Annotated in this window: 19 protein-coding genes; 10 read left to right on the top strand and 9 right to left on the bottom strand. The window is 65.8% G+C overall.

Annotated elements, in window-relative coordinates:
* Positions 1-34: 34 nt before the first annotated feature.
* Positions 35-1,318, bottom strand: coding sequence for a 3-deoxy-D-manno-octulosonic acid transferase (locus F572_RS0101435; RefSeq protein ID WP_017940880.1), 1,284 nt, complete (start codon positions 1,316-1,318; stop codon positions 35-37).
* Positions 1,319-1,338: 20 nt separating this feature from the next.
* Between F572_RS0101435 and lpxL the strand changes: the two genes are divergently transcribed.
* Together lpxL and F572_RS0101420 are read left to right on the top strand one after the other, a co-directional pair.
* Positions 1,339-2,268 (top strand): LpxL/LpxP family Kdo(2)-lipid IV(A) lauroyl/palmitoleoyl acyltransferase, encoded by a 930-nt coding sequence (gene lpxL / locus F572_RS0101430; protein ID WP_255349331.1) that lies wholly within the window; start codon positions 1,339-1,341, stop codon positions 2,266-2,268.
* Between the two features lie 180 nt (positions 2,269-2,448).
* Complete coding sequence (locus F572_RS0101420) at positions 2,449-3,192, top strand: FkbM family methyltransferase (RefSeq protein ID WP_231291088.1); 744 nt, start codon at positions 2,449-2,451, stop codon at positions 3,190-3,192.
* Between the two features lie 110 nt (positions 3,193-3,302).
* Here the strand turns inward: F572_RS0101420 and F572_RS0101415 are convergent, their stop codons facing one another.
* The 3 genes from F572_RS0101415 to F572_RS0101405 form a co-directional block, all read right to left on the bottom strand.
* Entirely contained in the window at positions 3,303-4,274 is a 972-nt protein-coding gene (locus tag F572_RS0101415; RefSeq protein WP_017940884.1) for a mitochondrial fission ELM1 family protein, read from the bottom strand.
* A gap of 28 nt (positions 4,275-4,302) precedes the next feature.
* Positions 4,303-4,974: a 2OG-Fe(II) oxygenase gene (locus F572_RS0101410; RefSeq protein WP_017940885.1), complete on the bottom strand. Its 672-nt coding sequence runs from the start codon at positions 4,972-4,974 to the stop codon at positions 4,303-4,305.
* A gap of 107 nt (positions 4,975-5,081) precedes the next feature.
* Entirely contained in the window at positions 5,082-5,777 is a 696-nt protein-coding gene (locus F572_RS0101405) for a glycosyltransferase family 25 protein (RefSeq protein WP_231291090.1), read from the bottom strand.
* On the opposite strand from F572_RS0101405, the gene F572_RS0101400 reads away from it, so the two are divergent.
* From F572_RS0101400 to F572_RS0101395, 3 genes are all read left to right on the top strand, one after another.
* On the top strand, positions 5,673-7,193 hold the full coding sequence (locus F572_RS0101400) for an O-antigen ligase (RefSeq protein WP_017940887.1): 1,521 nt from the start codon (positions 5,673-5,675) through the stop codon (positions 7,191-7,193). The genes F572_RS0101405 and F572_RS0101400 overlap by 105 nt on opposite strands.
* Positions 7,194-8,315 carry a glycosyltransferase gene (locus tag F572_RS14930; protein WP_081601988.1) on the top strand — a complete coding sequence of 374 codons (1,122 nt, stop codon included), beginning with the start codon at positions 7,194-7,196 and terminating at the stop codon, positions 8,313-8,315.
* Between the two features lie 209 nt (positions 8,316-8,524).
* Complete coding sequence (locus tag F572_RS0101395) at positions 8,525-8,935, top strand: DUF6165 family protein (protein ID WP_017940888.1); 411 nt, start codon at positions 8,525-8,527, stop codon at positions 8,933-8,935.
* On the opposite strand, the gene F572_RS0101390 is transcribed toward F572_RS0101395, so the two are convergent.
* From F572_RS0101390 to glnE, 4 genes are all read right to left on the bottom strand, one after another.
* Entirely contained in the window at positions 8,932-9,843 is a 912-nt protein-coding gene (locus F572_RS0101390; protein ID WP_017940889.1) for a glycosyltransferase family 9 protein, read from the bottom strand. The genes F572_RS0101395 and F572_RS0101390 overlap by 4 nt on opposite strands.
* A gap of 84 nt (positions 9,844-9,927) precedes the next feature.
* Positions 9,928-10,152, bottom strand: coding sequence for a zinc-finger domain-containing protein (locus F572_RS0101385; protein WP_017940890.1), 225 nt, complete (start codon positions 10,150-10,152; stop codon positions 9,928-9,930).
* A gap of 39 nt (positions 10,153-10,191) precedes the next feature.
* Positions 10,192-11,112: a branched-chain amino acid transaminase gene (locus F572_RS0101380; protein WP_017940891.1), complete on the bottom strand. Its 921-nt coding sequence runs from the start codon at positions 11,110-11,112 to the stop codon at positions 10,192-10,194.
* 12 nt (positions 11,113-11,124) lie between these two features.
* Positions 11,125-14,052 (bottom strand): bifunctional [glutamate--ammonia ligase]-adenylyl-L-tyrosine phosphorylase/[glutamate--ammonia-ligase] adenylyltransferase, encoded by a 2,928-nt coding sequence (glnE, locus tag F572_RS0101375; protein WP_017940892.1) that lies wholly within the window; start codon positions 14,050-14,052, stop codon positions 11,125-11,127.
* Positions 14,053-14,205: 153 nt separating this feature from the next.
* On the opposite strand from glnE, the gene F572_RS0101370 reads away from it, so the two are divergent.
* From F572_RS0101370 to F572_RS0101350, 5 genes are all read left to right on the top strand, one after another.
* Positions 14,206-15,243, top strand: a complete 1,038-nt coding sequence (locus tag F572_RS0101370) for a Fe(3+) ABC transporter substrate-binding protein (RefSeq protein ID WP_017940893.1) — start codon at positions 14,206-14,208, stop codon at positions 15,241-15,243.
* Between the two features lie 311 nt (positions 15,244-15,554).
* Positions 15,555-17,318 (top strand): iron ABC transporter permease, encoded by a 1,764-nt coding sequence (locus tag F572_RS0101365; protein ID WP_026181384.1) that lies wholly within the window; start codon positions 15,555-15,557, stop codon positions 17,316-17,318.
* Entirely contained in the window at positions 17,315-18,424 is a 1,110-nt protein-coding gene (locus F572_RS0101360; protein ID WP_017940895.1) for an ABC transporter ATP-binding protein, read from the top strand. The genes F572_RS0101365 and F572_RS0101360 overlap by 4 nt, the downstream gene beginning before the upstream one ends.
* Positions 18,425-18,486: 62 nt before the next feature.
* Positions 18,487-20,310: an autotransporter assembly complex family protein gene (locus tag F572_RS0101355; protein ID WP_017940896.1), complete on the top strand. Its 1,824-nt coding sequence runs from the start codon at positions 18,487-18,489 to the stop codon at positions 20,308-20,310.
* Between the two features lie 8 nt (positions 20,311-20,318).
* The gene (locus F572_RS0101350; RefSeq protein ID WP_026142908.1) at positions 20,319-24,458 is read left to right on the top strand and encodes a translocation/assembly module TamB domain-containing protein; all 4,140 of its coding nucleotides are present in this window, start codon (positions 20,319-20,321) and stop codon (positions 24,456-24,458) included.
* A 300-nt stretch (positions 24,459-24,758) separates the two neighbouring features.
* Here the strand turns inward: F572_RS0101350 and F572_RS0101345 are convergent.
* The coding region (locus tag F572_RS0101345; protein WP_018158313.1) for an integrase core domain-containing protein at positions 24,759-25,007 on the bottom strand (249 nt) is incomplete at its 5' end.

Here is a 25,007-nt window from a genome sequence, read left to right as displayed (position 1 = left end):
AGGCGCACACTGGTGCACACCGAGCCAAAAGGAGTCAGGACCTTCCGGACCGGCCCGCTTCGTCCGGGGCGGCATGGTGATTTACATAGTCCGTCAATCGCGCGGTTGCGCCCTGGTTTTCTGCAATAAAAGCGGTGGCGCGCTGCCGCAAAACCTCGCGTAGAGGTTCATCCTCACCAAGCAATGCACCCATCCTTGTGACAGCCTCTTCGGCATTCCTTGAGCGCCATAGCAGGTTCGCGGCCTCCATACGCCCCACCAGAAGCTCAAAATTGTCGACGTGCGGCCCCATGACGACCGGACAGTTCCACAACGCGGCCTCCAAGGGGTTGTGCCCGCCAACGGACACCAGTGAACCACCAACAAAGGCGACATCAGCCAGACCAAAGAAACGTTTCAATTCGCCCAGCGTGTCCAGCAACCAGAAATGGGTCGCGGCATCCGGGAAACCATTGCTGCGGCGAACGAAGGTTTGGCCGGAACGCTCCAGAAGGTCCGCGACTTCGGGAAACCGCTGCGGATGGCGTGGCGCGACGATCACCAGCAGGCGTGGATACTCGGCGCGCAGTGCGCGCAGCCCCGGCAGCAATTGAGCCTCTTCGTCGGCATGGGTGCTGGCAAGAATAACCACCGGGCGGCCCTCAACCACCGGACGCAGGGACTCAACCTCCTGACGATCGGCTTCCTCGATGCGGATGTCGAACTTGATATCACCGTTGACCGTCACGCGCTCGGGCACAGCCCCAAGGCCGACGAAACGCTCCCGATCCAGCGGATTGCGACAGGCAATCCAGTCAAATGCGCTCATTGCCGGAGCGATCAGCCGCGGGAGCCGCGCATAACGCCGGGCCGAACGTCCGGACATCCGAGCATTCGCCAGCACGACCGGCACCCCGGCACGCCGCGCCGCCGCAAGCATGTTCGGCCAGATCTCGGTCTCCATCACCACGATGCACTGCGGTCGTACCGTCCGCAGGAAGCGCCTCTGCAGCCAGGGCAAGTCCAACGGCATGAATCGATGCACGACCCGGTCGCCAAGCCGCTCGGTCAGCATGGCGGCCCCGGTCGGCGTCGTGGTGGTCACCAGGATGCGCCGCGGGCCACACGCCAGCAGCCGGCGAATCAGGGGTTCCGCCGCCAGCACCTCGCCCACCGATACTGCATGAATCCAGATCTCGGCCGACTCCGGCGGTGGGGCCCAGCCCATCACCTCGCCCGGCCGCACCCGCACCGACGCCCGAGGACTGCGCAGTCCGTGGCGGATCAGCAACAAGGGGGTCAGCAACGCAAGGAGCGCCGTGTAGACTACGCGGGTCATTCGCAGGGAGACTCCGATCCGTGACGGCCCGGCCCGAACATCCGAGCACGACCGAACGCCCGCCCCGCGGGCCCGCCAGCTGGCCCATGTGGGCGGTGATCGGCCTGGCGCGACTGGTCATCCAGCTGCCCATTCGCTGGCAACAGGCGCTTGGCCGCGGCATGGGGCGGCTGTTCTACCGCTTCGGCCGCGAACGCCGTGCGATCGCCCGCACCAATCTCGCACTGTGTTTCCCGGACCAACCACCCGACCAGCGCGAACAGTGGCTGCGCGAGCACTTCGAGGCCGCCGGCATGGGAATCCTCGAGATGGCCATGGCCTGGTGGGGACGCGACACGCAACTCAAGGGGCATTACACAATCCACGGGCTGGAACATCTGGACAGGGCGCTGGAGCAGGGCAAGGGGGCCCTGCTGGTCAGCGCCCATTTCACCACACTCGAGCTCTGCGGGCGCCTGCTGGCGCTGCACCGGGAGTTTGCCGCGATGTACCGTCCCAGCGAACGCCCGCTGATCAACTACCTGTTCAAGGTCAATCGCAACCGGCACACAGCCGGCGTGATCGCGCGCGACGACGTGAAGGGGCTGCTGCGCACCCTGCGCAACAACATGCCCGTATGGTACGCGCCCGACCAGGCCACCAGCGGGCGCCAGACCGAACTGGTCCCGTTCTTCGGCGAACCCGCGAACACGCAGACCGCCACCCATCGCATCGCCCGGGTCAGCGGCGCCCCAGTCCTCCCCTTCTTCGGCTACCGGCGAGAAGACGGCCACTACGTCGTGACCATCCACCCTCCAGTGGCAGACTTCCCCACCGAGGACGCCTACGCCGACACCCTGCGCATCAACCACATCATCGAAGAAGCCGTGATGGATGCCCCGGGGCAGTACTTCTGGACCCACAAACGCTTCAAGAAGCGCGCGGGCCTGCCCGATCCTTATGCGAACTAAGCGGAACTCTCAAGGGGCCATCGTCGGGCGGAAAGCAAACCCAGCGCTAGCGGGTCATTCCAATACAGCAGCTATACTGGTGGCCTATTACAGCCCCTTACTGAAAGTTCTCGACTGGACTTGCAACCGCGAGACGGCTTGTCCACTTCCCCCGTCCGAACCCAGCTGGATAAGAAACCGATGGAATTACCAAAAGAGCCTGTCTATTCACACTGGCGCCAGCGCTTTGCCTGGTGGCTCCATTACCTGAAGGCCCGCCACAATCCCAAGGAACGCCCGCGTGTACAACGCCTCGCACGTTTCATCCCCAAAGGCGGAACAGTCTTCGACGTTGGCGCACATTTTGGCTACCTGGCCAAGGAATTCGCACTGATTCATGACGGCAACTGCGAGGTCCATTGTTTTGAACCAGTCCCGTACACACGATCTATCCTCGAACGAGTGGTGGGTGGTTTCGACAACGTTCGCATTGATTCACGCGCTTTATCGAACCAGGCGGGAAGCGAGAGGATCAGCATCCCGATCAAGGAATCTGGTCGGCTGGGTATCGGGCTAGCGCATTTTGGTGACGAGACAAAACGGGACCGGTACATCGTGGAAACCGTAGAAACAGTCACCTTGGACACGTACGTCGCCGAACGAGAACTGTCTCGGCTCGACTTCATCAAGATGGACGTGGAAGGTGCCGAGTTGCAGATTCTTCGGGGCGGAGAGAAGACTTTGAGGGAATTTCGTCCTCTCGTCTACTGCGAGATTGGCCCGGAAACCTGTGCACGCATGGGATACGAGCCCGACAATGTCTTCGATTTCTTTTCTCGATTCGGCTATTCGGCAGCCGTGCTGGGTCAATCAGGAGGAAAATGCCCAGTGGGAGGGCTGGTCGAGGGCGAGGAGGATTATCTGTTCTACCCTGAAGACTCTTAGTCTTGGGATCCCGTCCGGGTTCAGCCCATTCAAGGGGGCGAGGCAGAACCAACCGTAATCTTCAGTCCCATGCCACTTGGCAACACAGGCAAGCCTGACCGCCTGCTGGATCAGGGGCTGAATTCCCCGTCCAGACGCAATTCTCTGAGGATATGCGCAGCCACTTTCGGCGTGTCGTTGACCGGCGTGTAGGACCACTGATCGAGCGCCCCGGTAAACGGTCGGGTCACGCCTTCCGCCTCCAGGGCAGAGTGAAAGGCCTGCAGGCGACGGCCGAGCGGCCCCAGGGCCACCGTGTACACGGGGACACCGGTCGCGGCCGCCTCCGAGACCATGGACACGGAATCGGCACTGACCACGATATGGTCGGCTGTTGCCAGCATTGCCATAAAGGGGTTCTCGCCCTGCCCGTCCCAGACAAACCCGGGAACATCCGCCAGCCCCTCGACCAGTCGTCGCGTACTGGCCGCGCCCGTCCGCCGCGAGGGCGTGACCAGCACACTCCCCCCGGAGGCTTCTGCGGCCGAACGCAGGTCACGGATCAGGGCATCCAGTCGCTCCTGCCCCAGATCACCGCGCTGAGTCGCGCCCCCGATCAGCACCGCGATCCAGGGCCGGGGAAACGCCGCCCAGGCGTCCCCCAGATCCACGCGCGCCGCCTCCAGCCGCTCAGCCGTCACCCGGTGCAGGGCGCCGCGCGTCGCGATGACATTGGGACCGGTAAGCCCATCGTGGCGCGGCGGCACCACCCAGTCGAAATGGCGCGGAGAGATCTGCGGGTCCTGCACATGCACAGTCATGATCGCGCCACCACTGGCGCGCTTGAGAGCGACCGCGACCGTGGCGCTCCGCCGACCGCAAGAGATCAGCAGGCGAGGCCAGGGTGGCTCCAGGGCATCACTCTCAGCGGTCAGCCCCCGCAGCACGCCCGGAGCAAAGGAACCGGGCATCCAGCGCCAGGGGCGTCGCAGACCCACCGTCTTGTGCTCGTAGGGCAGTCCGACGGCCTCGGCCAGGCCACGGACCTGACTGGTCATCCCGGCCTCGCCGGTGGTCAGGGTCCAGCACGAGATCTCGTTCACAGCCAAGCGGCCCGCGTCCGGCTTTCGCTCAAGCGGGCACACCCCGCTGCACAGGGGTATCCGGCGAGGCCAGTTCGTGGCGATTGCGCCACTCTTCAGTGACGTAGTTGATGATCAGGGACCGGCGTACACCTTCAAGCGGGCGCCGATGATAGCCGTGCCAAGTGTTGTCGGCCGGCACAAATACCAGGGCGCTGTTGTAAGTCCCCGGGGCGGTCTCGTAGTGCGTCTCGGCATCCACGTACACATCCGTGCCCCAGTTCTCGTAGCCCGGATCGGTGGACAGGTACAGCAGCATGGTGAATTTCTTTACACCCAGGTCCGTGTGCGGTGCCAACCAGAAACCCTCGGTATCCAGGCAGTGCTCGATGCGCAGGTAATTGCCGCTCACGTCCACGCCGCACACCTCAAAGATCGCATCCAGCACCTGCGGACTCTCGAAGGCCGCCACAACGCTCTCGCAGACCTCGAAGGCCTTCCGATTCTCGGCATCGAAGAAGCGGCGGGAGCTGTTGTGCGTCTCGCGCTTGCCCTCGGTATCGCCGATCGCCGGCGCCTTGAACGGCAGTGCCTCAACTGCACGCGCCGCCGCCTCGGGCAGCACCGCCTGCGGATACCACCGCCGATACGGATACCCCTCGGACGGCGCCCCGCGCAACGACGCCTCGACCTGTTCTGCCACTTCAGCGGCTGCACCCATCAACGAAAGCCTTCTTTATCGACAATCTCTAAACGAGAAACCATAACAGCCCCATCGCACTGAAAACCAATCGGTCACCTACCAAACAGTCCATCGCGAACAAGGCCTCAAGGTCGGTAGGCCGGAAGCACGTGAACTTTCCATCGACTTATTAACCAGGCGTGGACTCGCTTGCCCAGGGAATCAGTCAAGCGATCCATTCCACGCATCAACCCGGCAAGCCCCGGCGGCCCCGAAGAGCGAGGTACACGACCGGCCATCATCGACTCACCACCGTCCTCCCATACCAGCGCGGGAAAAACCTGAAGGATGCACATACGCTTTCTCCAAGCCTGCGACAACAAGGTATCGTATGGCCTCGAAAAGGCAGCCCCCCAGGAGTCCAGAACCTTTCTGGCGCCAAGCCGCGAGTAGACGAAGCCCGTCGCACCAAAGCCCGGGCGCAGGGACACGAAAACATCCATACCCTCAACGCGCGCGACCACCGGCCCCTTCACGGTACCAGGGCGGTTCTCCAGCTTGATCAGATCCCAGCCACTGATGCTGCTTTCCAGCCTTTGAACCTGTTCGATAAGATTCGGCGATACCTCGGCATCATCTTCCAGAATCACGCACGACGCTTCGCCCGTCTCCAGAAACAACCTCAGAGCCTGAAAATGGCTGAGGGCGCAGCCGATTTCGGATGCCTGAAGCGGCTGATGGAATCGACTCGCCCGGTAACCCCGCTGGCGAGCCTCGGGTTCGGACAAACGGCGCCCGTCGACCGCAGGAACAAACTCCGGTACAACACCGCAGCGCCCCAGCCTTCGCTTGACCGCCGCGCGACGCTCAACGGCGCGATCCAGGCTGATTACGAAAACCCTCACGTCATCCTGCCCCTGCGGACTCAGACTCTAATCGGTCTAGCGAATCGTCTAGAATACACGAGCTTCAAATGCCGAGGCCGCTTTGTGCCCCTTTCCCGATTTTCTGAAACGCTCCGCCCCGTAACGGGTACGCTGAGAAAACGCCCTCTTTACTTCGCGAACTCGTTGCTCGTGTTCGCTGCACTGACCGGGATCATCGCCCACGAGCATGGTCCTTATACGGCATCGCTCCTGCTCTTGGCACTGGCGACCCTATATCCCCTCGCCAAAGATTTCCCCGAAGCCTTCAAGCTACACTGGCCCTGGATACTCGGACTGGTGGCATATGGGGGTTCCAGTATCGCCCTCGGGCTATCGCACGGCACACCCATTGACGAACTCGGCAAGCCTCTGCGCTTTATTTTGGGGGTTCTCGTATTCCTCCACCTGGCCCGCACCGGGTTTAGTGCCGCCGCGTTCTGGTGGGGGGTCGGGCTAGGTGCAGCAGTCGCGGGCGCCCTAGCTATTCACGAGGTCGCCATCGAAGGCGCAAGACGAGCCACACTCGGATTCAATCCAGTACCGTTCGGCATCCTTCTCAGCACACTTGGCACCCTTGCACTGTATCGCGCCTCCACGCACCCTCGACTGCCGGGTGTCATGGTCTTTTTCATGTTCTCCGGCCTTGCCTTTGCCGGGACCATAGCCTCCGGTACTCGAGGGGCTTGGCTGATCTGGATTGTGGGCACAACGCTGATCGCCCTGTTTCGGCTGCGCCGCTCGGCCATGCTCACTTCGCAGAAGTGGCTCCTACTTGCGACCGTACTTCTCGGTGTCGCTGGGCTGACCTGGTCTGCAGGACATGACCGTATCGACCGCTCGCTGGAGGAAATCCGGCTAATTCAATCCGGAGAACTCCAGTCCAGCCTTGGAACGCGGATACAGCAGTGGCATATCGGGGCCGAGCTGGGGATGCGCAATCCGCTAACAGGCCTTGGAGCGGACCGAACCGAAATCCATAACGCCGCAAAGGAAACACTCGGCACGCATGGCTACGAACCCCGAGTTATCACCGAGTTTACCCACTTTCACAACCAGTACATCGAGAATTTCGTGACATTCGGCTTACCTGGCCTGATCGCATGGCTGGCCTTGCTAGCCGCATTGGTCTTCAAGACTTCTCCGTCTGCCCGAGAGCCTGCGATCGTATTGCTCAGCGCATTCGCCATCGGCTCCCTGTTCGAATCGACGATGGAGGCTGGCCGACTGATCTTCATGATCATACTTGTGGGCAGCATGGTGCGTTTGCTGCACGACCCGATACGCGAGGAAGAGGCAACACGTACCCACGATCAACTCAGGCCCAAAGCATAGATGATGCGCGTACTGCAAATGGTCCCCGCGCTGGAATCAGGCGGTGTGGAGCGCGGAACCCTGGAGATCGGGCAATCCTTGGTTGCCGCCGGCCATCGCTCCCTGGTGATGTCTGCGGGCGGACGGATGGTGCCAGATCTCGTGGCGCAAGGGAGCGAACACTTTTCCTGGTCCATCGGGAAGAAGTCGCCCTGGACGTTTCGCCTGGTTCGACCACTACGCCAGTTCCTCCGCGAACAGCGGGTAGACGTAATCGACGTTCGATCGCGTATGCCGGCCTGGATAGCCTGGAAGGCTTGGTCAGGCCTGCCCCCCAGCGAACGACCGCGACTGGTCACGTCGGTACACGGTTTCAACTCGGTCAACCGTTACAGTGCGATCCTCACGCGTGGTGAGCGGGTGGTCTCGGTATCCGAAAGCCTCCGCTCGTTTCTACTGAACCAATACGCGAATCTTGACCCCCGGCGCATCGAGGTAATCCATCGCGGAATTGATACCGGCGAATACTACCCCGGGTTTCGGCCCTCATCGGACTGGATGGCCCTGTGGGAGAAAACGTTCCCCCAGCTTCAGGGACGCTACACGATCGTACTGCCGGGACGTATCACTCGACTAAAAGGACACTTCGACGCGCTGGACATTCTGCAGGGCCTGCAAGATCGGGACATCCCTGCGCACCTACTGTTCGTCGGTGGTACCGACCCGCGCAAAGAAGGCTACCGCAGAGAACTGCAAACCAGAATTTCGGCGAACAGGCTAACCCCCCATGTGACCTTCACGGGGCCACGAAGCGACCTCCGCGAAATCCTGGCCGTCTCAGATGCCGTTTTATCCATCTCCACACAACCGGAGTCCTTTGGCCGCACCACCCTTGAGGCCCTGAGCCTCGGGCGCCCCGTGCTCGGATACAATCATGGCGGCGTAGGCGAGCAGCTAGGCGAGCTGTTCCCAGAAGGAAGAATACCGGCAGGAGGAATCCAACATGCTGCTGAAAGACTCGCACAATGGGCGGCAGGGAATGCTCCAGCTCCGTATTGGCCTCATGCGTGGACTCTGGAGACAATGTGCCAGCGCACAATTGATGTGTACGAAAGACTATCTGGAGGGTTACTCCCTCGTTAAACCTTGGCGCCGCCCCGGAAGTGGGCCCTAATCGAACGTTGAACTGGTGAGAACCACCAGCCGGGTACCTCGTTCATGCTCACAAGCATGCTCGAGTGTATCGCCCGATGCGACTTATGGACTTGTAATAGTCGCACCACAGCATCCAGAACCCACCCCCCAACAACCACACCCTGCGGCAAACAAGCCAAGGGCGAGGAGTCCGATTCATGGAAACCAAGATCCCCGGCACCATCACTGTCGAGGTCGGTGCCGGCGAACTGCTGGACAAGATCACGATCCTGAAGATCAAGAACGAGCGCATCGACGATGCCGAGAAGCTCCGGAACATTCGCCATGAGCTGGATGTACTTCAGGAAACGTGGGTACAGGCCGGGCTGGACAGCCCCGAAGTTGAAGGTCTCGAGCAGGACCTGCGCGAAGTGAACTCGAAGCTATGGGAGATCGAGGACGAGATCCGCGAGTGCGAGGCGAAGAAAGATTTCGGGGAACGATTCGTAGAGCTGGCGCGGTCGGTGTACATCACCAACGACGAGCGTGCCCGCATCAAGAAGGCCGTTAACACGCTGTGCAACTCGGCGATTGTCGAGGAAAAGTCGTATTCGGACTACAAGGGCTAGCCGGATCGCAGATCCGCAATCACCTCCCGCAACACGGTTTCCATCGGGAGCTCTTTCAGGTCGTCCGCCTCGATAGCCCGGAAGTTGGCACGGGACAGCCCCGTGCGGACGGGCGAGGCATGCGGCCCGAACAAGGCCAGCCCTGGCTTGCCGAGGCACGCCGCGACATGCGTCGGCCCGGTGTCGTTTCCGACCACATATGAGGCGTCCCGGATCGCCCCCGCCAACCCGAACCAGTCGAGCACCTCGTCATGGGCGCCAAACAGGGGCGTCGCGGGGATGGCTTGGCAGAGCTCAATCTCGTCGGGCCCCGGCACGGTGACCACCTGATACTCCGTATGGTCAGCGAGCGCCGAAGCAAGGATCGCGTAGTGGGGCCAGCGCTTCTCGGGGTGGCTGGCAGAGGATCCCGGGATCAGAACGATGTACTTGCCGGACACGCCACGGGCCTGAAGGATGGACGTGACATCATCCGCCATCCAGCCAAGATCAGGCTCAAGGGTGTGGGGCGTATCCAGCCCGGCCTCCGCGAGCTGTCGCTGAAAGGCGGAGAGCGCCGACTCTTCGCCACGCTTGCGCTCGCCGAAGACCCAGTCGGCGTGTTTTAGGACATAGCGGCGATAGATCGACGTCCGGCCGGAATTCTGCAGATCGTAGACACGATCAAAGTGTTCGCTTCGTAACATCCGTGCCAGGCGCCACCACAGCAAGGGCTCGCGTGCCTTCGGTCGCGTCTCCGTGAGAACGCGATCCACGTGAGGACAACGTTCGAAGATCGACCGGTATGGCGGAGTCGTCAATACCACGAGTTCGTCACTCGGGTGCTGCTGACGGATGTCGCGCAGCACCCCATCCACCTGGACAACATCGCCGAAGGCGCCATGCTTGATTACTAGGATCTTGGCCATAAGGCGCTCGCCCCACTCCCAACTGCATGCCCAGGGCAGCCGGAGCCGTGGGCTTGGGACATCGGTCTCAGGAGACCGGACGAATCAGTCGTCGTCTTTCAGGATGAACTGGGTGCCGCAGTAGGGGCACAGGTAGCGGCCGTCCGCGGTCTCGTCGATCGGGAGGAAGACGCGCGGGTGCGAGGCCCAGAGGGCCATCTTCGGCGTGGGGCAGTGCAGCGGCAGGTCCTTGCGCGTGACCGTAATCTCGGTCTGGGCGTTCGGCGTCTGGTACTGGTCCTGATGGTGGGCGGTATCGGGATTCACCATGATTCTTCTCGCATCCGGTTGACGGAAAATTCGGGCGCCTCAGACGAAGGTCAGCCAGCCCTCGTGGCGGCTGTCGCGGCCCTGCACCACGTCGAAGTAGCGTGACTGCAGGCGCTCGGTGATCGGGCCGCGGGTGCCGGTGCCGATCGGGCGATCGTCGACCTCGCGGATCGGGGTCACCTCGGCGGCGGTGCCGGTGAAGAAGGCCTCGTCGGCAATGTACACCTCGTCGCGGGTAATGCGCTTCTCGATGACCTCCAGCCCTTCCTCGTGCGCCAGTTCGATCACCGTACGGCGGGTGATGCCGTCGAGTGCGGAGGTCAGGTCGGGGGTGAACAGCACACCATCGTGCACGATGAAGATGTTTTCGCCGCTGCCCTCGGCCACATAGCCCTCGGTATCCAGCAGCATGGCCTCGTCATAGCCGCAGCGGGTGGCCTCCTGCAGGGCCATCATGGAGTTCATGTAATTGCCGTTCGCCTTGGCCTTGCACATGGTCACGTTCACATGGTGCCGGCTGAAGGACGAAGTGCGAATCCGAATCCCCTTCTCGATCCCCTCGTCGCCCAGATAGCTGCCCCAGTGCCAGGCCGCGACCATTGCGTGCACCAGCAGGTTGTCGGCGCGCAGTCCCATGCCCTCGGAGCCGAGGAAACACATCGGGCGCAGATAGGCGCTTTCGAGTCCGTTGTCACGAACAGAGGCGACCTGGGCGTCGTTCAGCGTCTCGGCGGTGTAGGGGATCGTCATGCCGAGGATCTTGGCCGAATTGAACAGCCGCCGGGTGTGGTCCTGCAGGCGGAAGATCGCCGGTCCGCGCTCGGTCTTGTAGGCGCGCACGCCCTCGAACACGCCCATCCCGTAGTGCAGGGTGTGGGTGAGCACGTGGGTCTTCGCCTCGCGCCAGGGCACCATCTGCCCATCCAGCCAGATCACCCCGTCGCGGTCGGCCATCGACATCGTCTTGTTCCTCTATGCGTTCTGGTTCGCGGCCGATTGCGGCTCGCCGAACAGGTCATTCCAAGCTTCGATCACGCGATCGCGCACGGAGCAAAGGGCCTCGTCGGGCCTCTCGACCCGGGCATCCAGGCCCGCCAGCGTCAGGCGGTGGATGCGGTTGCGCAGGTCACGGTAGGCATCCGCCAGCCCCTCGCTCAGGCCCGCGTCGATCACACCCTCGCGCCCGAGCGCCTCCAGCGTGCGGATCTTGTCCGGCCAGTCGCAGACGGCGGGGTGATCGTGCGCGGACACCAAAACCCAGTATTGAACCATGAATTCGATATCAGTGATACCGCCACGGTCGCGCTTGAGATGGAAGCCCTGGCCCTTCTTCGAGGCGTGTTCCGCCAGCATGCGATTGCGCATCTCGACGACCTCGTCGCGCAGGGCCCCGGCATCACGCTCGCGGGTCAGCACCTCGCGGCGCAGGGTGTCAAACCGCTCGCCCAGCTCGGCATCCCCGGTGACGAAGCGGGCCCGCACCAGCGCCTGGTGCTCCCAGGTCCAGGCGGACTCGTCCTGGTAGCGGCGAAACGCCTGCAGGCCGCTGACCAGCAGCCCTGCCGCACCACTGGGCCGCAGCCGCGTATCCACCTCGTACAGGCGGCCCGCCGGGGTGAAGGCCCCCAGCAGGTGCACCACCCGCTGGGCCACGCGCGCGAAGAACTCGGTGTTGTCGATCACCTTCGGGCCCGCGGTCTGGGCCTCGTCGCCCTCGCTGTCATGCAGGAAGACCACGTCCAGATCCGAGCCATAGCCCAGCTCGAAGCCGCCCAGCTTGCCGTAACCGATCACCGCGAAACGCGCCACGCGCCGCGCATCCGCCGCCCCGCACTGCGGCTCGCCGTGGCGCTCGACCATCTTTGCCCAGGCCAGCTGCAACACCTGATCGAGCAATACCTCGGCCAGCCAGGTCAGGTGATCGGAGACCTTCATCAGGGGCAGGAAGCCCATGATGTCGGCGGCCGCCACGCGCAGCGTCTGCACCTGCTTGAACTGGCGCAGGCGGTCCAGCATCTGTTCGTGGTCCTGCTCGGGGAACTGGGCCAGTTCGGCCTCCAGCTCCTCGCGCAGCCCGTCGCGATCCGGCGGTGCATACAGCGCGCGCGGGTCCAGCAGCTCGTCCAGCAGCACCGGATGCCGGGTCAGCTGCTCGTTGATCCACGGGCTTGCAGCCACCAGCTTCACCAGCTGCGACAGCGCCAGCGGATTCTCCACCAGAAGCGACAGATACACCGAACGCCGGGCGATGGTGCGCACCATCTGCAGCGCGCGCGGCAAAACCGCGTCCGGGGCCTCCATCTCCGCGATGGCCCCGATCAGCAGGGGCATGAGGCGATCCAGCCGCTGACGCCCGGTGACGCTCATCGCGCGCACGCCCGGACTCTCTCGCAGATCGGCAATGCCGCGCAGGGCTTCGTCCGCGTCCTGGAATTCCATTGCCTCGAGTACGGCGCGTGCGTCCGCCTCCGGCAGTGAGCCCTGCCACAGGCGGTTGAGCTGCTGCTCGCGGTCGGTCTCCGACGAGGCCTCCATGGCTGCGTCGTCCGCCCGTTGCGGCGCGCTGAACACCTGCTCGAAGTGGGCGTGCACCCGCCGCTGCTCGCGCAGCAGCGCCATCTCGAACGAGGCCTCGTCGTCGAAGCCCAGCGACAGGGCCAGGCGATGGCGGTCGCCGCCGCTGGAAGGCAGCCGGTGCGTCTGCTGATCATTGAACATCTGCAGGCGGTTCTCCACCCGACGCAGGAAGCGGTAGGAACGCTCCAGTTGCTCGACGGCGTAGGCAGGCAAGAGCTCGCGCTCCTGCAGCACCCCCATCACGCCCAGCAGGTCGCGGCGCTGCAGGGCCTGGTCGCGACCGCCCCGGATCAGCTGGAACGACTGGGCGATGAACTCGATCTCGCGGATCCCGCCCTCGCCATGCTTCACGTCCTCGAACCGGCCGCGCCGGGCCGACTCGTCGTTGATCATCTGCTTCAAATCGCGCAGGTTGGCGAGGGTGCCGTAGTCCAGGTAGCGCCGGTAGATGAACGGGCGCAGCCGGCGCATCAGGCGTGCGCCGGCATCCGGGTCGCCCGCCAGCGGGCTCGCCTTGATCAGGGCGTAGCGCTCCCACTCGCGCCCGTGCGCCTGGTAGTAGTCCTCCATCGCGTCGAAATGCATCACCAGCGGGCCGGAATCGCCAAAGGGGCGCAGGCGCATGTCCACGCGATAGCAGAAGCCGTCCGCGGTCACGTCCGACAGCGCCGCAATGAGCTGCCGCCCCAGGCGCTGGAAGAACGCCTGGTTCTCGATCACGCGCTGGCCGTCGGTCTCCCCGGCCTCCTCGAAGGCAAAGATCAGGTCGATGTCGGAGGAGAAGTTGAGCTCGCCACCCCCCAGCTTGCCCAGGCCCAGGACCACCATGGACTGGGCCTCGCCCTCAGGCCCGCGCGGCTGGCCGTAACGTTCCTGCAGATGCCGATCCAGCCACTGGAGCCCGCCCTCGATCAGGGACCGGGCCAGCCGGCTCAGGTCGTGCATCACCTCGTCGAGGTCCGCCTGGCCCGACAGATCGCGCCAGGCAATACGGATCATCTCGCGGTGCCGCGTCTCGCGCAGCGCGTGCCGCAGCCCGGCATCGTCATTGACGCGCTCCAGACGCGCCTCCAGCGCGCGCTGGAAAGCCCCATCGTCACAGGCCGCCACCCGGCCCTCCGGGTCCAGGGCCTCCAGCAGATATTCCGGGTGCTGGCGCACCGTTTGCGCCAGATAGTGGCTGAAGGCGAACGGCGCGGGCGTCGACGCCAGAAAGGTATCCGGCCAGGCGAGCTTCTCGTCCAGCTCGGCCAGCAGGTCGCGGACCTCCTGCTGCAGGGAAGACGGCAGGGGGGCGGGGGATTCGGGCAGCGGCTTGTCCATGCGCCAAGCGTATCAGCGTTGCGCCCGGATGAGACCCGCCCGATCCCGGTGTCGGCGCATCAGGTATTGACTTGGATGAGAACACAAATGACAATCGTTCGCGACTACCCAATTATCAACGACGCAACCCACTCCGGAAGAGGACTCCATATCATGACGCTTCGCCCACTTGCCTGGGCGGTCGGCACGATGGCCGCCATCGCCGTCAGCATACCCCTGGTCGGCTGCAGCCCCGCCGACCAGGACGAGGTCAACCTCTACTCCGCGCGCCAGGAGAACCTGATCAAGCCGCTGCTGGAGGACTTCACCGACCAGACCGGCATCCAGGTCAACCTGGTGACCGGCGGGGCGGACAGCCTGCTGCAACGCCTGCGCCACGAAGGGCGCAATTCGCCGGCCGACGTCTTCATCACCGTGGACGCGGCGCGCCTGCACCAGGCCCGCGAGACCGGCGTCCTGCAGGCGGTGGAATCCGACGTGCTGCGCGAGAACATCCCCGAGCGCTACCGCGACCCCGAGGGCCTGTGGTTCGGCCTTTCGTCACGGGCCCGCCCGATCCTTTATCACAAGGACCGGGTCGACCCGGCCGACCTGTCGACCTACGAGGCCCTGACCGACGCGCAATGGCAAGGCCGCATCTGCATCCGTTCTTCCAGCAACGTGTACAACCAGTCGCTGGTCGCCGCAATGATCGCCACCGAGGGCGCCGAAGCCGCCCAGGACTGGGCCGCCGGGATCGTCGCCAACATGGCGCGCCAGCCACAGGGCGGGGACCGTGACCAGATCCGCGCCGTGGCCGACGGGGTCTGCGACGTCGCGATCGCCAACACCTACTACCTGGGGCTGATGCTGGATGGCGAGGGCCGTGACCGCGAGGTCGCCGAACAGATCGGCGTCTTCTGGCCCAACCAGGACGGCCGCGGTACCCACGTGAACATCAGCGGCGCCGGCGTCACCGCGCATGCCCCGAACCGGGACAATGCGGTTCGCCTGCTGGAGTTCCTGTCCTCGACCGAGGCACAACAGTGGTACGCCGAAGTTAACCAGGAATACCCGATCCGCGACGACGTACCGGCCAGCGAGATCCTCCAGGGCTTCGGTGACTTCCAGGCGGACGACATCGAGCTCTACCGGCTCGGCAACAACAACGCCGAGGCCGTGCGCATCATGGACCGTGTCCGCTGGCGCTGAGCCTCACGCAAGCTGCCTCACTCACGCGCCCCCGGTTTTCCGGGGGCGTTCTGTTTTGCACCACAGAGGGCACAGAGAAAACCGCAAATTCAGGGACTACGTAGGATGGGTTGAGCGCAGCGAAACGCATCATCGCGTCGACGGGTTAGGCCCGATGCGTTTCGCTGCGCTCAGCACATCCTGCATCCGTGCCCTCCCTAGTTAACCGAAACAACCCGGCCACAGCAACGTCACGCAGCACCACGACAATCCGCCAGTCGCAAGGCGGCCATAGTGGTATTCGAAACAAGAACCTTTACTATTCGCACTCCATGACCGCGCAGACGACAAACCCCGCCATGACCGCGAGCCTCTCGGCGCGTCGGCGCCCACCGTTCAGCCCGTGGTCGGCGGTCGCGATCGTCGTGGCACTGACCCTCGCCCTGCCGATCCTGGTCATCTTCGGACACGTCTTTATCCCCGCCGGCGAGGTCTGGACCCATCTGCGCGAGACGGTCCTCGCCGACTACGTGCTGAACTCCCTGGCACTGCTGATCGGTGTCGGGATCGGCGTACTGTTGATCGGGGTGCCGGTGGCCTGGCTAGTGAGTGTCTGCGACTTCCCCGGCCGCGGGATCTTCCAGTGGGCGCTGATGCTGCCACTGGCCATGCCGGCCTACATCATCGCCTACACCTACACCGGCATGCTGGATTTCAGCGGCCCGGTGCAGGGCCTGATCCGCGACCTCACCGGCCTGGGCTACGGCGAGTACTGGTTTCCCGAGATCCGCTCCCTTGGCGGGGCCATGGTCATGCTGACACTGGTGCTGTACCCGTATGTCTACCTGCTCAGCCGGGCGGCCTTCCTGGAGCAGTCGGTCTGCGTGCTGGAGGTCTCCCGCACCCTGGGGGCCGGGCCGTTCGGCGGCTTTCGCCGGGTCGCCCTGCCCCTCGCCCGCCCGGCCATCATCGCCGGGCTGACCCTTGCGCTAATGGAGGTACTGGCGGACTACGGCACAGTCGCCTACTTCGGCGTGAGCACGTTCACCACTGGCATCTTCCGCACCTGGTACGCCCTGGGCGACCCTGCGGCCGCCGCCCAGCTCTCGGCGGTGCTGCTGACCTTTGTGTTCGTGCTGATCGTGCTGGAACGCTGGTCGCGGGCCAAGGCGCGGTTTCATCACACCAGTCGGCGCTACTCCACCCTGCCGCGCTATCAGCTGCGCGGCTGGAAGGGCACCGCGGCCTTTGTCGGCTGCCTGCTGCCGGTGCTGCTCGGCTTCCTGCTGCCGGCCTTCCAGCTCGGCCTGTGGACCATGCAGACCACCGAGCAGTGGATGAATCCGGCCTTTGGACGGCTGGTCTTCAACAGCTTCTGGCTGGCCATCGCTGCGGCCGTGATCGCGGTCGCCCTGGCGCTGGTCCTTGCCTATGCCCGGCGCATGGAGGGCGGGCGTTTTACTGGGGTGGCGGTGCGCGTGGCCGGCATGGGCTACGCGGTGCCGGGTATCGTGATCGCGATCGGCGTGATGATCCCGTTTGCCGCCTTCGACAACGCCCTGGACGGCTTCATGCGCGACACCTTCGGGCTGTCCACCGGCTTGCTGCTGTCCGGCACGGTGTTCGCCCTGCTGTTCGCCTATACCGTGCGCTTCCTCGCGGTCTCGCTGCAGACGGTCGAGGCGGGGCTGGGCAAGATCCAGCCGAGCATGGACGACGCCGCCCGTTCGCTCGGCATGCGCCCACTGCAGACCCTCACGCGGGTGCACCTGCCGATCATGCGCGGCACCCTGCTGACCGCTCTGCTGCTGGTGTTCGTCGACGTACTCAAGGAGCTGCCGGCCACGCTGATCCTGCGCCCGTTCGACTTCAACACCCTCGCGGTGCGCGCCTTCGAGCTGGCCAGCGACGAACGCCTGGCCGAATCCTCCAGCGCCGCCCTGGCGATCGTGCTGGTCGGCCTGGTTCCCGTTATCCTGCTGTCCGTGACCATCGGCCGCTCACGCCCCGGCCAGCAGGGCCCGACCCGCGCGGCGGACGCAGAACCGCCGCAGAAACCCCTCGCCATGCCCGCAGGCACGACGAATACGCCATGACCCAGCCCATCGACACCACCCTGCAGGTGCCCCACACGCCGCTCGTCGCCCTCGACCGCGTGGATATCGGCTATGACGGCACCGCCGTGGTCCATCAGGTATCACTGGCCCTGTCCAAGGGTCAGATCGGCTGCCTGCTGGGACCCTCCGGGTGTGGCAAGACCACCTTGTTGCGCGCGATCGCCGGCTTCGAACCACTGATGGCCGGGAGTATCCAGCTCGACGGGCGCAGCGTCAGCGATGCCCGCGGAACGGTACCGCCGGAGAAGCGCGGGGTCGGCATGGTGTTCCAGGATTTCGCCCTGTTCCCGCATCTCAGTGTGGCCGACAACATTGGCTTCGGCATCCGCCACTGGAGCCGCAAGGATCGTGACGAGCGCATCCGCTCGCTGCTCAAGCTGGTGGGCCTGTCCGGCTACGGCGAGTCCTTTCCGCATGCCCTTTCCGGCGGCCAGCAGCAGCGCATCGCGCTGGCCCGCGCACTGGCGCCACGACCCAAGTTGCTGCTGCTGGACGAGCCCTTCTCGAGCATGGACGTGGAACTGCGCGGCGAACTCGCCCGCGAAGTGCGGCGCATCCTGCGCGCGGAGAACACCACCGCCATCCTGGTCACCCATGACCAGCACGAGGCCTTCGCCTTCGCCGATCGCATTGCGGTGATCCACCAGGGTCGCGTTGCCCAGTGGGATACCGCCTACAACCTCTATCACCGCCCGGCCGATCGCTTTGTCGCGGACTTCGTCGGCGAGGGCACGCTGATCCCCGGCATGGTCTGCGCCGAGCACGTGGTGGATACCGCCTTCGGCGAGATCGAAGGCACGCTGTCGGAACAGCTGCCGCCCGGCACGGCGGTGGACGTGCTGGTCCGTCCGGACGACATCGCCATCGACAACGAGGCCGGCACGATCCGCACCGAGATCCTGGACAAGGCCTTCCGCGGGGCGGACTTCCTCTACACCCTGCGCCTGCCCGACGGGCTCAGCGTGCTGTGCATGGCCCCGTCTCACGACAACTTCGTGATCGGCGAGCACGTGCGCCTGCGCCTCGACTTCACCCACCTGGTGGTGTTCTCGCGCGGCAGCGGGGTCGACTGCCCCGCCTCCTGATCCGCCGCCGGCATAACGCAACGTCCGGCCAACCGGGAACTCGCGTGAGTCCGCGCGTTCCGATGCCCACACGCGCCCCGCTTCGCAACCGCTATCATCGTTCCATGACCCCTCTCCGCGACCTGCTTACCCGCCGGCTGACCCGTTCCCGCGTCGGCGTGGTTGCGCTGGTCCTGCTGGTACTTGCGGGTCTTCCGGGCCTGGCCGGCGCGGAGAACGGCGCGACCCCGGGCCTGCAGATCGAGGGCGGAAGCGACGCCCAGCGCGAGAACATCCGCAACAGCATCAACCTGGCGCGGCACCCCTGCGACCTGCCGGGGTTTCGCGAACGCCGGGTGCTGCGCGACACCGAGGAACGCGCCCGCAACGCCCTGCGCGCCATCGGCTTCTACGACGCCGAGCTGGAGCTGGACTTCGAGCGCGGCGAGGACTGCTGGGACATCCGTATCACCCTGGACCCCGGGCCACCCACCACGGTCGAGCGGATCGATATCCAGATCACCGGCGAGGGGGCCGACGACCTGGGCTTCGAGGCGGTGCGCAGCCAGACCGAGATCCGCGTGGGCGACACCCTGCGCCACGACCGCTACGAGGCCCTGCGCAACCGCATGACGCGGATCGCCGCCGATCGCGGCTACTTCGACGCCGATCTCCACACCCGACGCCTGGAGGTAGACCGCGACGCGCGCGCCGCCACCATCCGCCTGCACATGGAGACCGGGGATCGCTACCGCATGGGCCAGGTCCGCATCGACCAGGACATCCTCGCCGACGACTTCGTCCAGCGCATGGTGCCCTTCGAGGCCGGCGACCCGTACAGCTCGGCGCAGATCATCGCGCTGCAGCGCAACCTGAACGACAGCGGCTACTTCGGCGGCGTCCGCGTGCGACCGCAACGCGATGCCGCAGACGGCCTGGAAGTCCCGATCCTCGCGGAACTGGAACCGCGCAAGCGCCACAGCTACGAGGCCGGCATCGGCTACTCCACCGATATCGGGCCGCGCATCCGCCTGCGTTACGAACACCGCTACGCCAATACACGGGGCCACCGCTACCAGGCCGAGATCGAGGCATCACCGGTGCGCTCCGGCATCGGCTACAACTACGAAATCCCGCTGCGCGACCCACTGCGCGAACGCCTGAACCTGTTCACCACCTACCGCACGGAAAAGACCGACACCCAGGAATCCGACCGCTTCCAGATCGGGGCGAACAGGATCCTCCAGCGCCGCAGCGGCTGGCAGACCACCGAGGGGCTGCGCTACGAGTACGAGGACTACACTGCCGGCGATGACGACAGCGGGCGCAGCCGGTTGCTGATCCCGTCCTACCGCATCAGCCGCATGGACGCGGACGACCCGATGACCCCGCGCCGTGGCTACCGCTTCGAGACCACTGTGCAGGGGGCACGCGAAGAGATCCTGTCCAGCACCTCCTTCGCCCAGGTCCTGGCCAGTGGCAAGGTCGTGCGCGGCTTCGGCCCCGGACGGGTACTGGCGCGCGTGGATGCCGGCTTCACCGAGGTGGACGCGGTCCAGGACCTGCCCAGCTCCCTGCGTTTCTACGCCGGGGGGGATGCCAGCATCCGCGGCTATGGCTACCAGCGAGTCGGCCCGCGCAACGAGGACGGCGACGTGATCGGCGGTCGTCACAAGGTGGTCGGCAGCCTGGAGTATGACTATCCGGTCGTCGGGAACTGGAGCGCCGCGGCCTTCGTCGACGCCGGCAACGTGGTCAACGAGTGGGACGAATTCGATCCGGTCTACGGAGTCGGGTTCGGCGTGCGCTGGCGCTCCCCGGTCGGCCCGATCCGGGTGGACCTGGCCCACGGCCCGGATTCTGACGACGACTTCCGCATCCACTTCTCCATGGGGCCGGACCTTTGAAGCCACTGGTGCGCGCGACACTGTGGGGACTGTCCACCGTCCTCACCCTGGTGATCATCCTGCTGGGCACCCTGGCGGGGCTGCTGGCCACCGAATCCGGTACTCGCTGGCTGGCCGGGCAGGCCGAGCGCCTGGCCCCGGTCGAGCTGCAGATCGACCGGGTCGAGGGGACGCTGTTCACCGAGTTGCGACTGCACGGGCTGCATCTGGCGCTGCCCGACGGTCCGGTCATCGACCTGCCGGCCGGCCGCGTCGGGGTCAGCGCCCGCAGCCTGCTGCGCGGGGAGCTGAACATCCGCGTGCTGGCTGCCTCGGGCATGCGCGTCGCCCTCCCGCCACCCGCCCCGGATGCGCCACCCGCGGACGAACCCTTTGCGCTGCCGGAAACCATCCGGCTGCCGTTGGCGGTGCGCCTGGGCCAACTGCTCGTCGAGGACCTGGAGATCCGTCAGGCCGGCGAGACGCTGGCCACCATCACCCGCCTGACGGGTGGCGCCCGGGCGCGCGGTTCGCGGATGGAACTGCAGGCGCTGGAACTGGACATGCCGGAGATCCGGGCCCGGCTGGCCGGCACAATCGAGACCAGCGGGGACTATCCGCTCGATCTGCACGGCCAGTGGCACGCCCCACTGCCCGCGGCGGCCGCCGCGGGCCTGGGAACGGACGAGGCACGCGGCGAGCTGTCGATCACCGGGGCCCTGCGGGAACGCGTGCAGGTGGAGCATGACCTGAACGCCGGGATCCAGCTGAACCTGCAAGCCAGCGCTCGCGAGCTGTTCGCCACGCCGGAGCTGGAACTGACGGCCCAGTGGCAGCCGTTCGACTACCATCTCGACTCGGAACGAAGCGTCGCGCTGGACGCCGGGCGCGTCGACCTGCACGGCACGCCGGAGGCCTGGGCGCTGGGCCTCGACACCGCCGCCACCCTCGCGCCCTGGCCGCGCCTCGCCCTGAATGGGCGGGCACGGGGGAATCTGGAGTCGTTGCAACTCGAGGCCCTGCAAATCGAGTCCGAGGCCGGACAGCTCGCCCTGTCCGGACCGGTCCGTTTCCGCGACCGCCTGGACTGGGACCTGACCCTGGAGGCCCATCAGCTGGCAACGGCGCCGCTGGGCCTGGAGGTGGATGCCGGGATCGAGCATCTAAAGGCGCAGCTGCAGGGCCACCTGCCACTGGGGACCGACACCCCGCTCCTGGCCGCCCTCGAGGCGCGCTCTACAATCACCGAGCTGAGCGGGCATTACGAAGGCCACCCGATCAGCGGCGGCCTGAATGCCTGGGTGGCCGATGGCCAGGCCGGGGTCGAGGACACCCGCCTGGCCATCCGGGATACCGCGCAGCTGGACCTGGCGGGCTCGGCCGCGGGCCTGGCCGGCGATCTGACCGATCCGGATCATCGCATCGTCTTTGACCTCGGGCTGGATCTCGCGGCCCCGGAACTGGCGGGCCTGCACCCGGACCTCGACGGCCGTATCGAACAACTGCGCCTGGCACTGGACGGTGACTACGCGCCCGCCAGCGGTCGCCTGGCCGCGCACCTCGAACTCGCGCCATTGCGGGCCCGCCTGCGCGGGATCGACATCACAGGTGATGCCCGGGTCGTGCTGACCGAGACCACCGGACAGATCGAACGACTCCAGCTCGCGACCGACGCAGGTGCCCGGCTGACCCTGAGCGGGGATTTCGACTGGTCCGAAGGGCTCGCATGGGACCTGGCGCTGGATGGCGAGGGGCTGGACCCGTCGCCCATGATCGCCGAGGCCCCCGGCCAGCTCGCGCTGGCGCTGACGAGCGAGGGACGCCTGGACGCCGACGGTACACCCCGCCTCCAGGCCCGGCTGCAACGCCTGGAGGGCACCCTGCGCGACCAGCCCGTGTCGGGTCAGGGGGAACTGGCGCTGGAGGGCGAGCAGCTGCGCGTGGACCACTTGGACCTGGCGCTGGGCCGCAATACCCTGACCGCCCGCGGCGAGTGGACCGACGCCCTCGATTTCGAGTTCCAACTGGATGCCGCGGAACTGGACAGGGCCTGGCCCGACCTTGGGGGCCGGCTGGAACTGGAGGCCCGTATCACGGGTGACCCCGAACGCCCACGCGTGGTGGCGCGCGGCAGCGGCGCCGGCCTGCGGCTGGCGGACATCACCCTGGAACGGCTGGAACTGACGGCCGACGCGGGCCTCGAAGTGGCCGCGCCCGCCGAGATCGAGCTGCGCCTGACCGGGCTCGATCCGGGCGACGGCACAAGGGTAGAGTCACTGCGGCTGGACGCCTCCGGCCGTATGGATGACCACCGCGTCACCCTTACCGCGGAGGCGACGGACCTGGGTTCAATGGACCTGGCGCTGCTCGGCGGCCTGGACCCCGAGAGCCTGCACTGGCGCGGACAGCTCGCGCGGCTGGAACTGGACCAGCCCGCCGCCGGGATCTGGCACCTGGCCGAGCCGGTCGCGCTGGAGGGCGGGCCCGAGCAGGCGCGGCTGGAACGCCTGTGCCTGGCACGGGAGGACGCGCGCCTGTGTGCCGAGGCGCGTTGGAGCGCCGCCACAGGTGCGGAGTTCGATGCCGGGATACGGGCCCTCGAGCTGGCCTGGCTGGAACCCTTCCTGCCGCCGGAACTGGGGATCGCGGGCCAGCTGAACGGCGAGGCCAGCGGGCAGGTGGACGGGGACGGCACCCTGACGGCCGATCTGGACGTCACCCCGAGCAATGGTCATCTGATCGTACGCGACGAAGAAGGCGATCTCGAAGAAATCCCCTACCGCGACGTGCGCCTGACCGCCCGGATACGGGATCGCGACGTGGACGCCGCCCTGCGTCTCGACTTCCTCGAGGGCGGAACCGCCCGCAGTGACATCCGCCTGCGCCCGGACGGCGACGACCTGCGTCTGGACGGCGACTTCGTCGCCCGGCTCGAGGACCTGAGCTGGCTCGCCGCCCTGAGCCCCGAGATCCAGCGCCTGCGGGGCTCACTGGATGCCCGCCTGGACTTCGGCGGCCGCCTCGACGCGCCGCTAGTGGAAGGCGAAGTGGCGTTCCGCAACGGAGGCGTGCTGATCCCGGAGGCCGGCATCGATGTCGTCATTCCGGAGATCACCGCCCGGGTGGTCTCGGCCGAGGAGCTGACGCTTTCCGGGCGACTGGAGTCGGGAGGCGGCGGCATCGACCTCGACGGCCGGGTGGATCTCGGCGGGGATGGCCCGCGCGCGGAGCTGAACCTGGCCGGCAAGGACTTCCTGGTGGTCAATCGTTTGGACGCCGAGGCCCGCATCACGCCGGATCTGCAGCTGGTCTTCACCCCCGCCGATGGCATTCGCGTGCGCGGCGAGGTCTTCCTGCCCTGGGCGCGCATCCGGCCACCGGACCTGCCGCCCGGCGCGATCCGGGTCTCCGGCGACGAAGTCATCCTCGGCGAAGAGATCCAGGAGGCCCAGGGGCTGAAGACCGATATCCGCATCCGGATCCGGCTGGGCGACGACGTGCGCTTCGACGGCTACGGCCTGACCGCACGCTTCGCCGGCGAGGTCGATGTCGAGGAGATCACCGGGCAGCCGACCCAGCTGTTCGGGGAGATCACCATTCCCGAGGGACAGTACAGCGACTATGGCCAGGACCTGCGGGTAGAGCGCGGCAGCCTCGTCTTCCAGGGGCCGGCGGAAAATCCGGAACTAGACCTGCGCGCGGTGCGCACCGTGCGCGAGTACAACGTGACGGTCGGGCTGGAGATCCGGGGTACGCCGGACAACCTGCGCTCGCGGGTGATCTCCGACCCGCCAATGGACGAGACCGAGGCGATGTCGTTCCTGCTGACCGGGCGCCCGCTGTCCGGCGCGTCACAGTCGGACGGCAACATGATCGCCGCCGCGGCAGCGGCCTACGGCCTGGAACAGGGCGCAGTGATCACGGAACGCATCGGCCGCGAACTGGGACTGGACGAGGTGGAACTGGATACCGAGGGCGGACTGGACGAGAGCGCGCTGACGCTGGGCCTGTACCTCTCGCCAAGACTCCTGCTGCGCTACTCCATCGGGCTGTTCGACAACACTTCGAAGGTCCTGCTGCGCTACGAACTGACGCGCAACCTGAGCGTCGAGACCTCCTCGGGGACCACCGAGCAAGCGGTGGACCTGATCTACCGCATCGAGCGCTAGTGCGCTGCGGCCTGTAAACCCGGTTTCTTGTCACCACGAAGCGCACGAAGGCACGAAGGCACGAAGGCACGAAGAAAGCTGATGTCCGGTTGCAACACGCAGCCAATGGGGCTTCCGGAGGTGTACGGACCTCGAGTCGGGGATGATCGATGGCCGAATGACGCCACCCTGAGGGATCGCCCCGGGCGACGGCACCGGCGCAACAGACCGTCATCGCGAGGAGCGAAGCGACGTGGCGATCGAGCCGGCCTTCGCTCCAGCGTGGCCAGGTGTTCTGGTCAAGTGAGAACGGACACCCCTCTAAGCAACGGCCTTTTCCCACTCCCGGGGGGTAAGTTGGCCCAGGGCCGTGTGGGGTCGGACGCTGTTGTACTGCATTTCGATGTACTCCACGACATCCAGTCGGGCGGCCTCGCGGGTACGGTAGGTCCGGGCGTCGGTCCACTCGCTTTTCAGTGCGCCGAAGAAGCGCTCCATCACCGCGTTGTCCCAGCAGTTGCCCTTGCGGCTCATGGAGGGCACGAAGCCCAACGCATCCAGCCGTTCCTG

Origin of the sequence: Thioalkalivibrio sp. ALE14 (assembly GCF_000376845.1) — a bacterium.
In the GTDB taxonomy this organism is placed as follows: Bacteria; Pseudomonadota; Gammaproteobacteria; order Ectothiorhodospirales; family Ectothiorhodospiraceae; genus Thioalkalivibrio.
The sequence above is the reverse complement of the archived record's forward strand: the minus strand, read 5'-3'. Positions and strand labels throughout refer to the sequence as shown.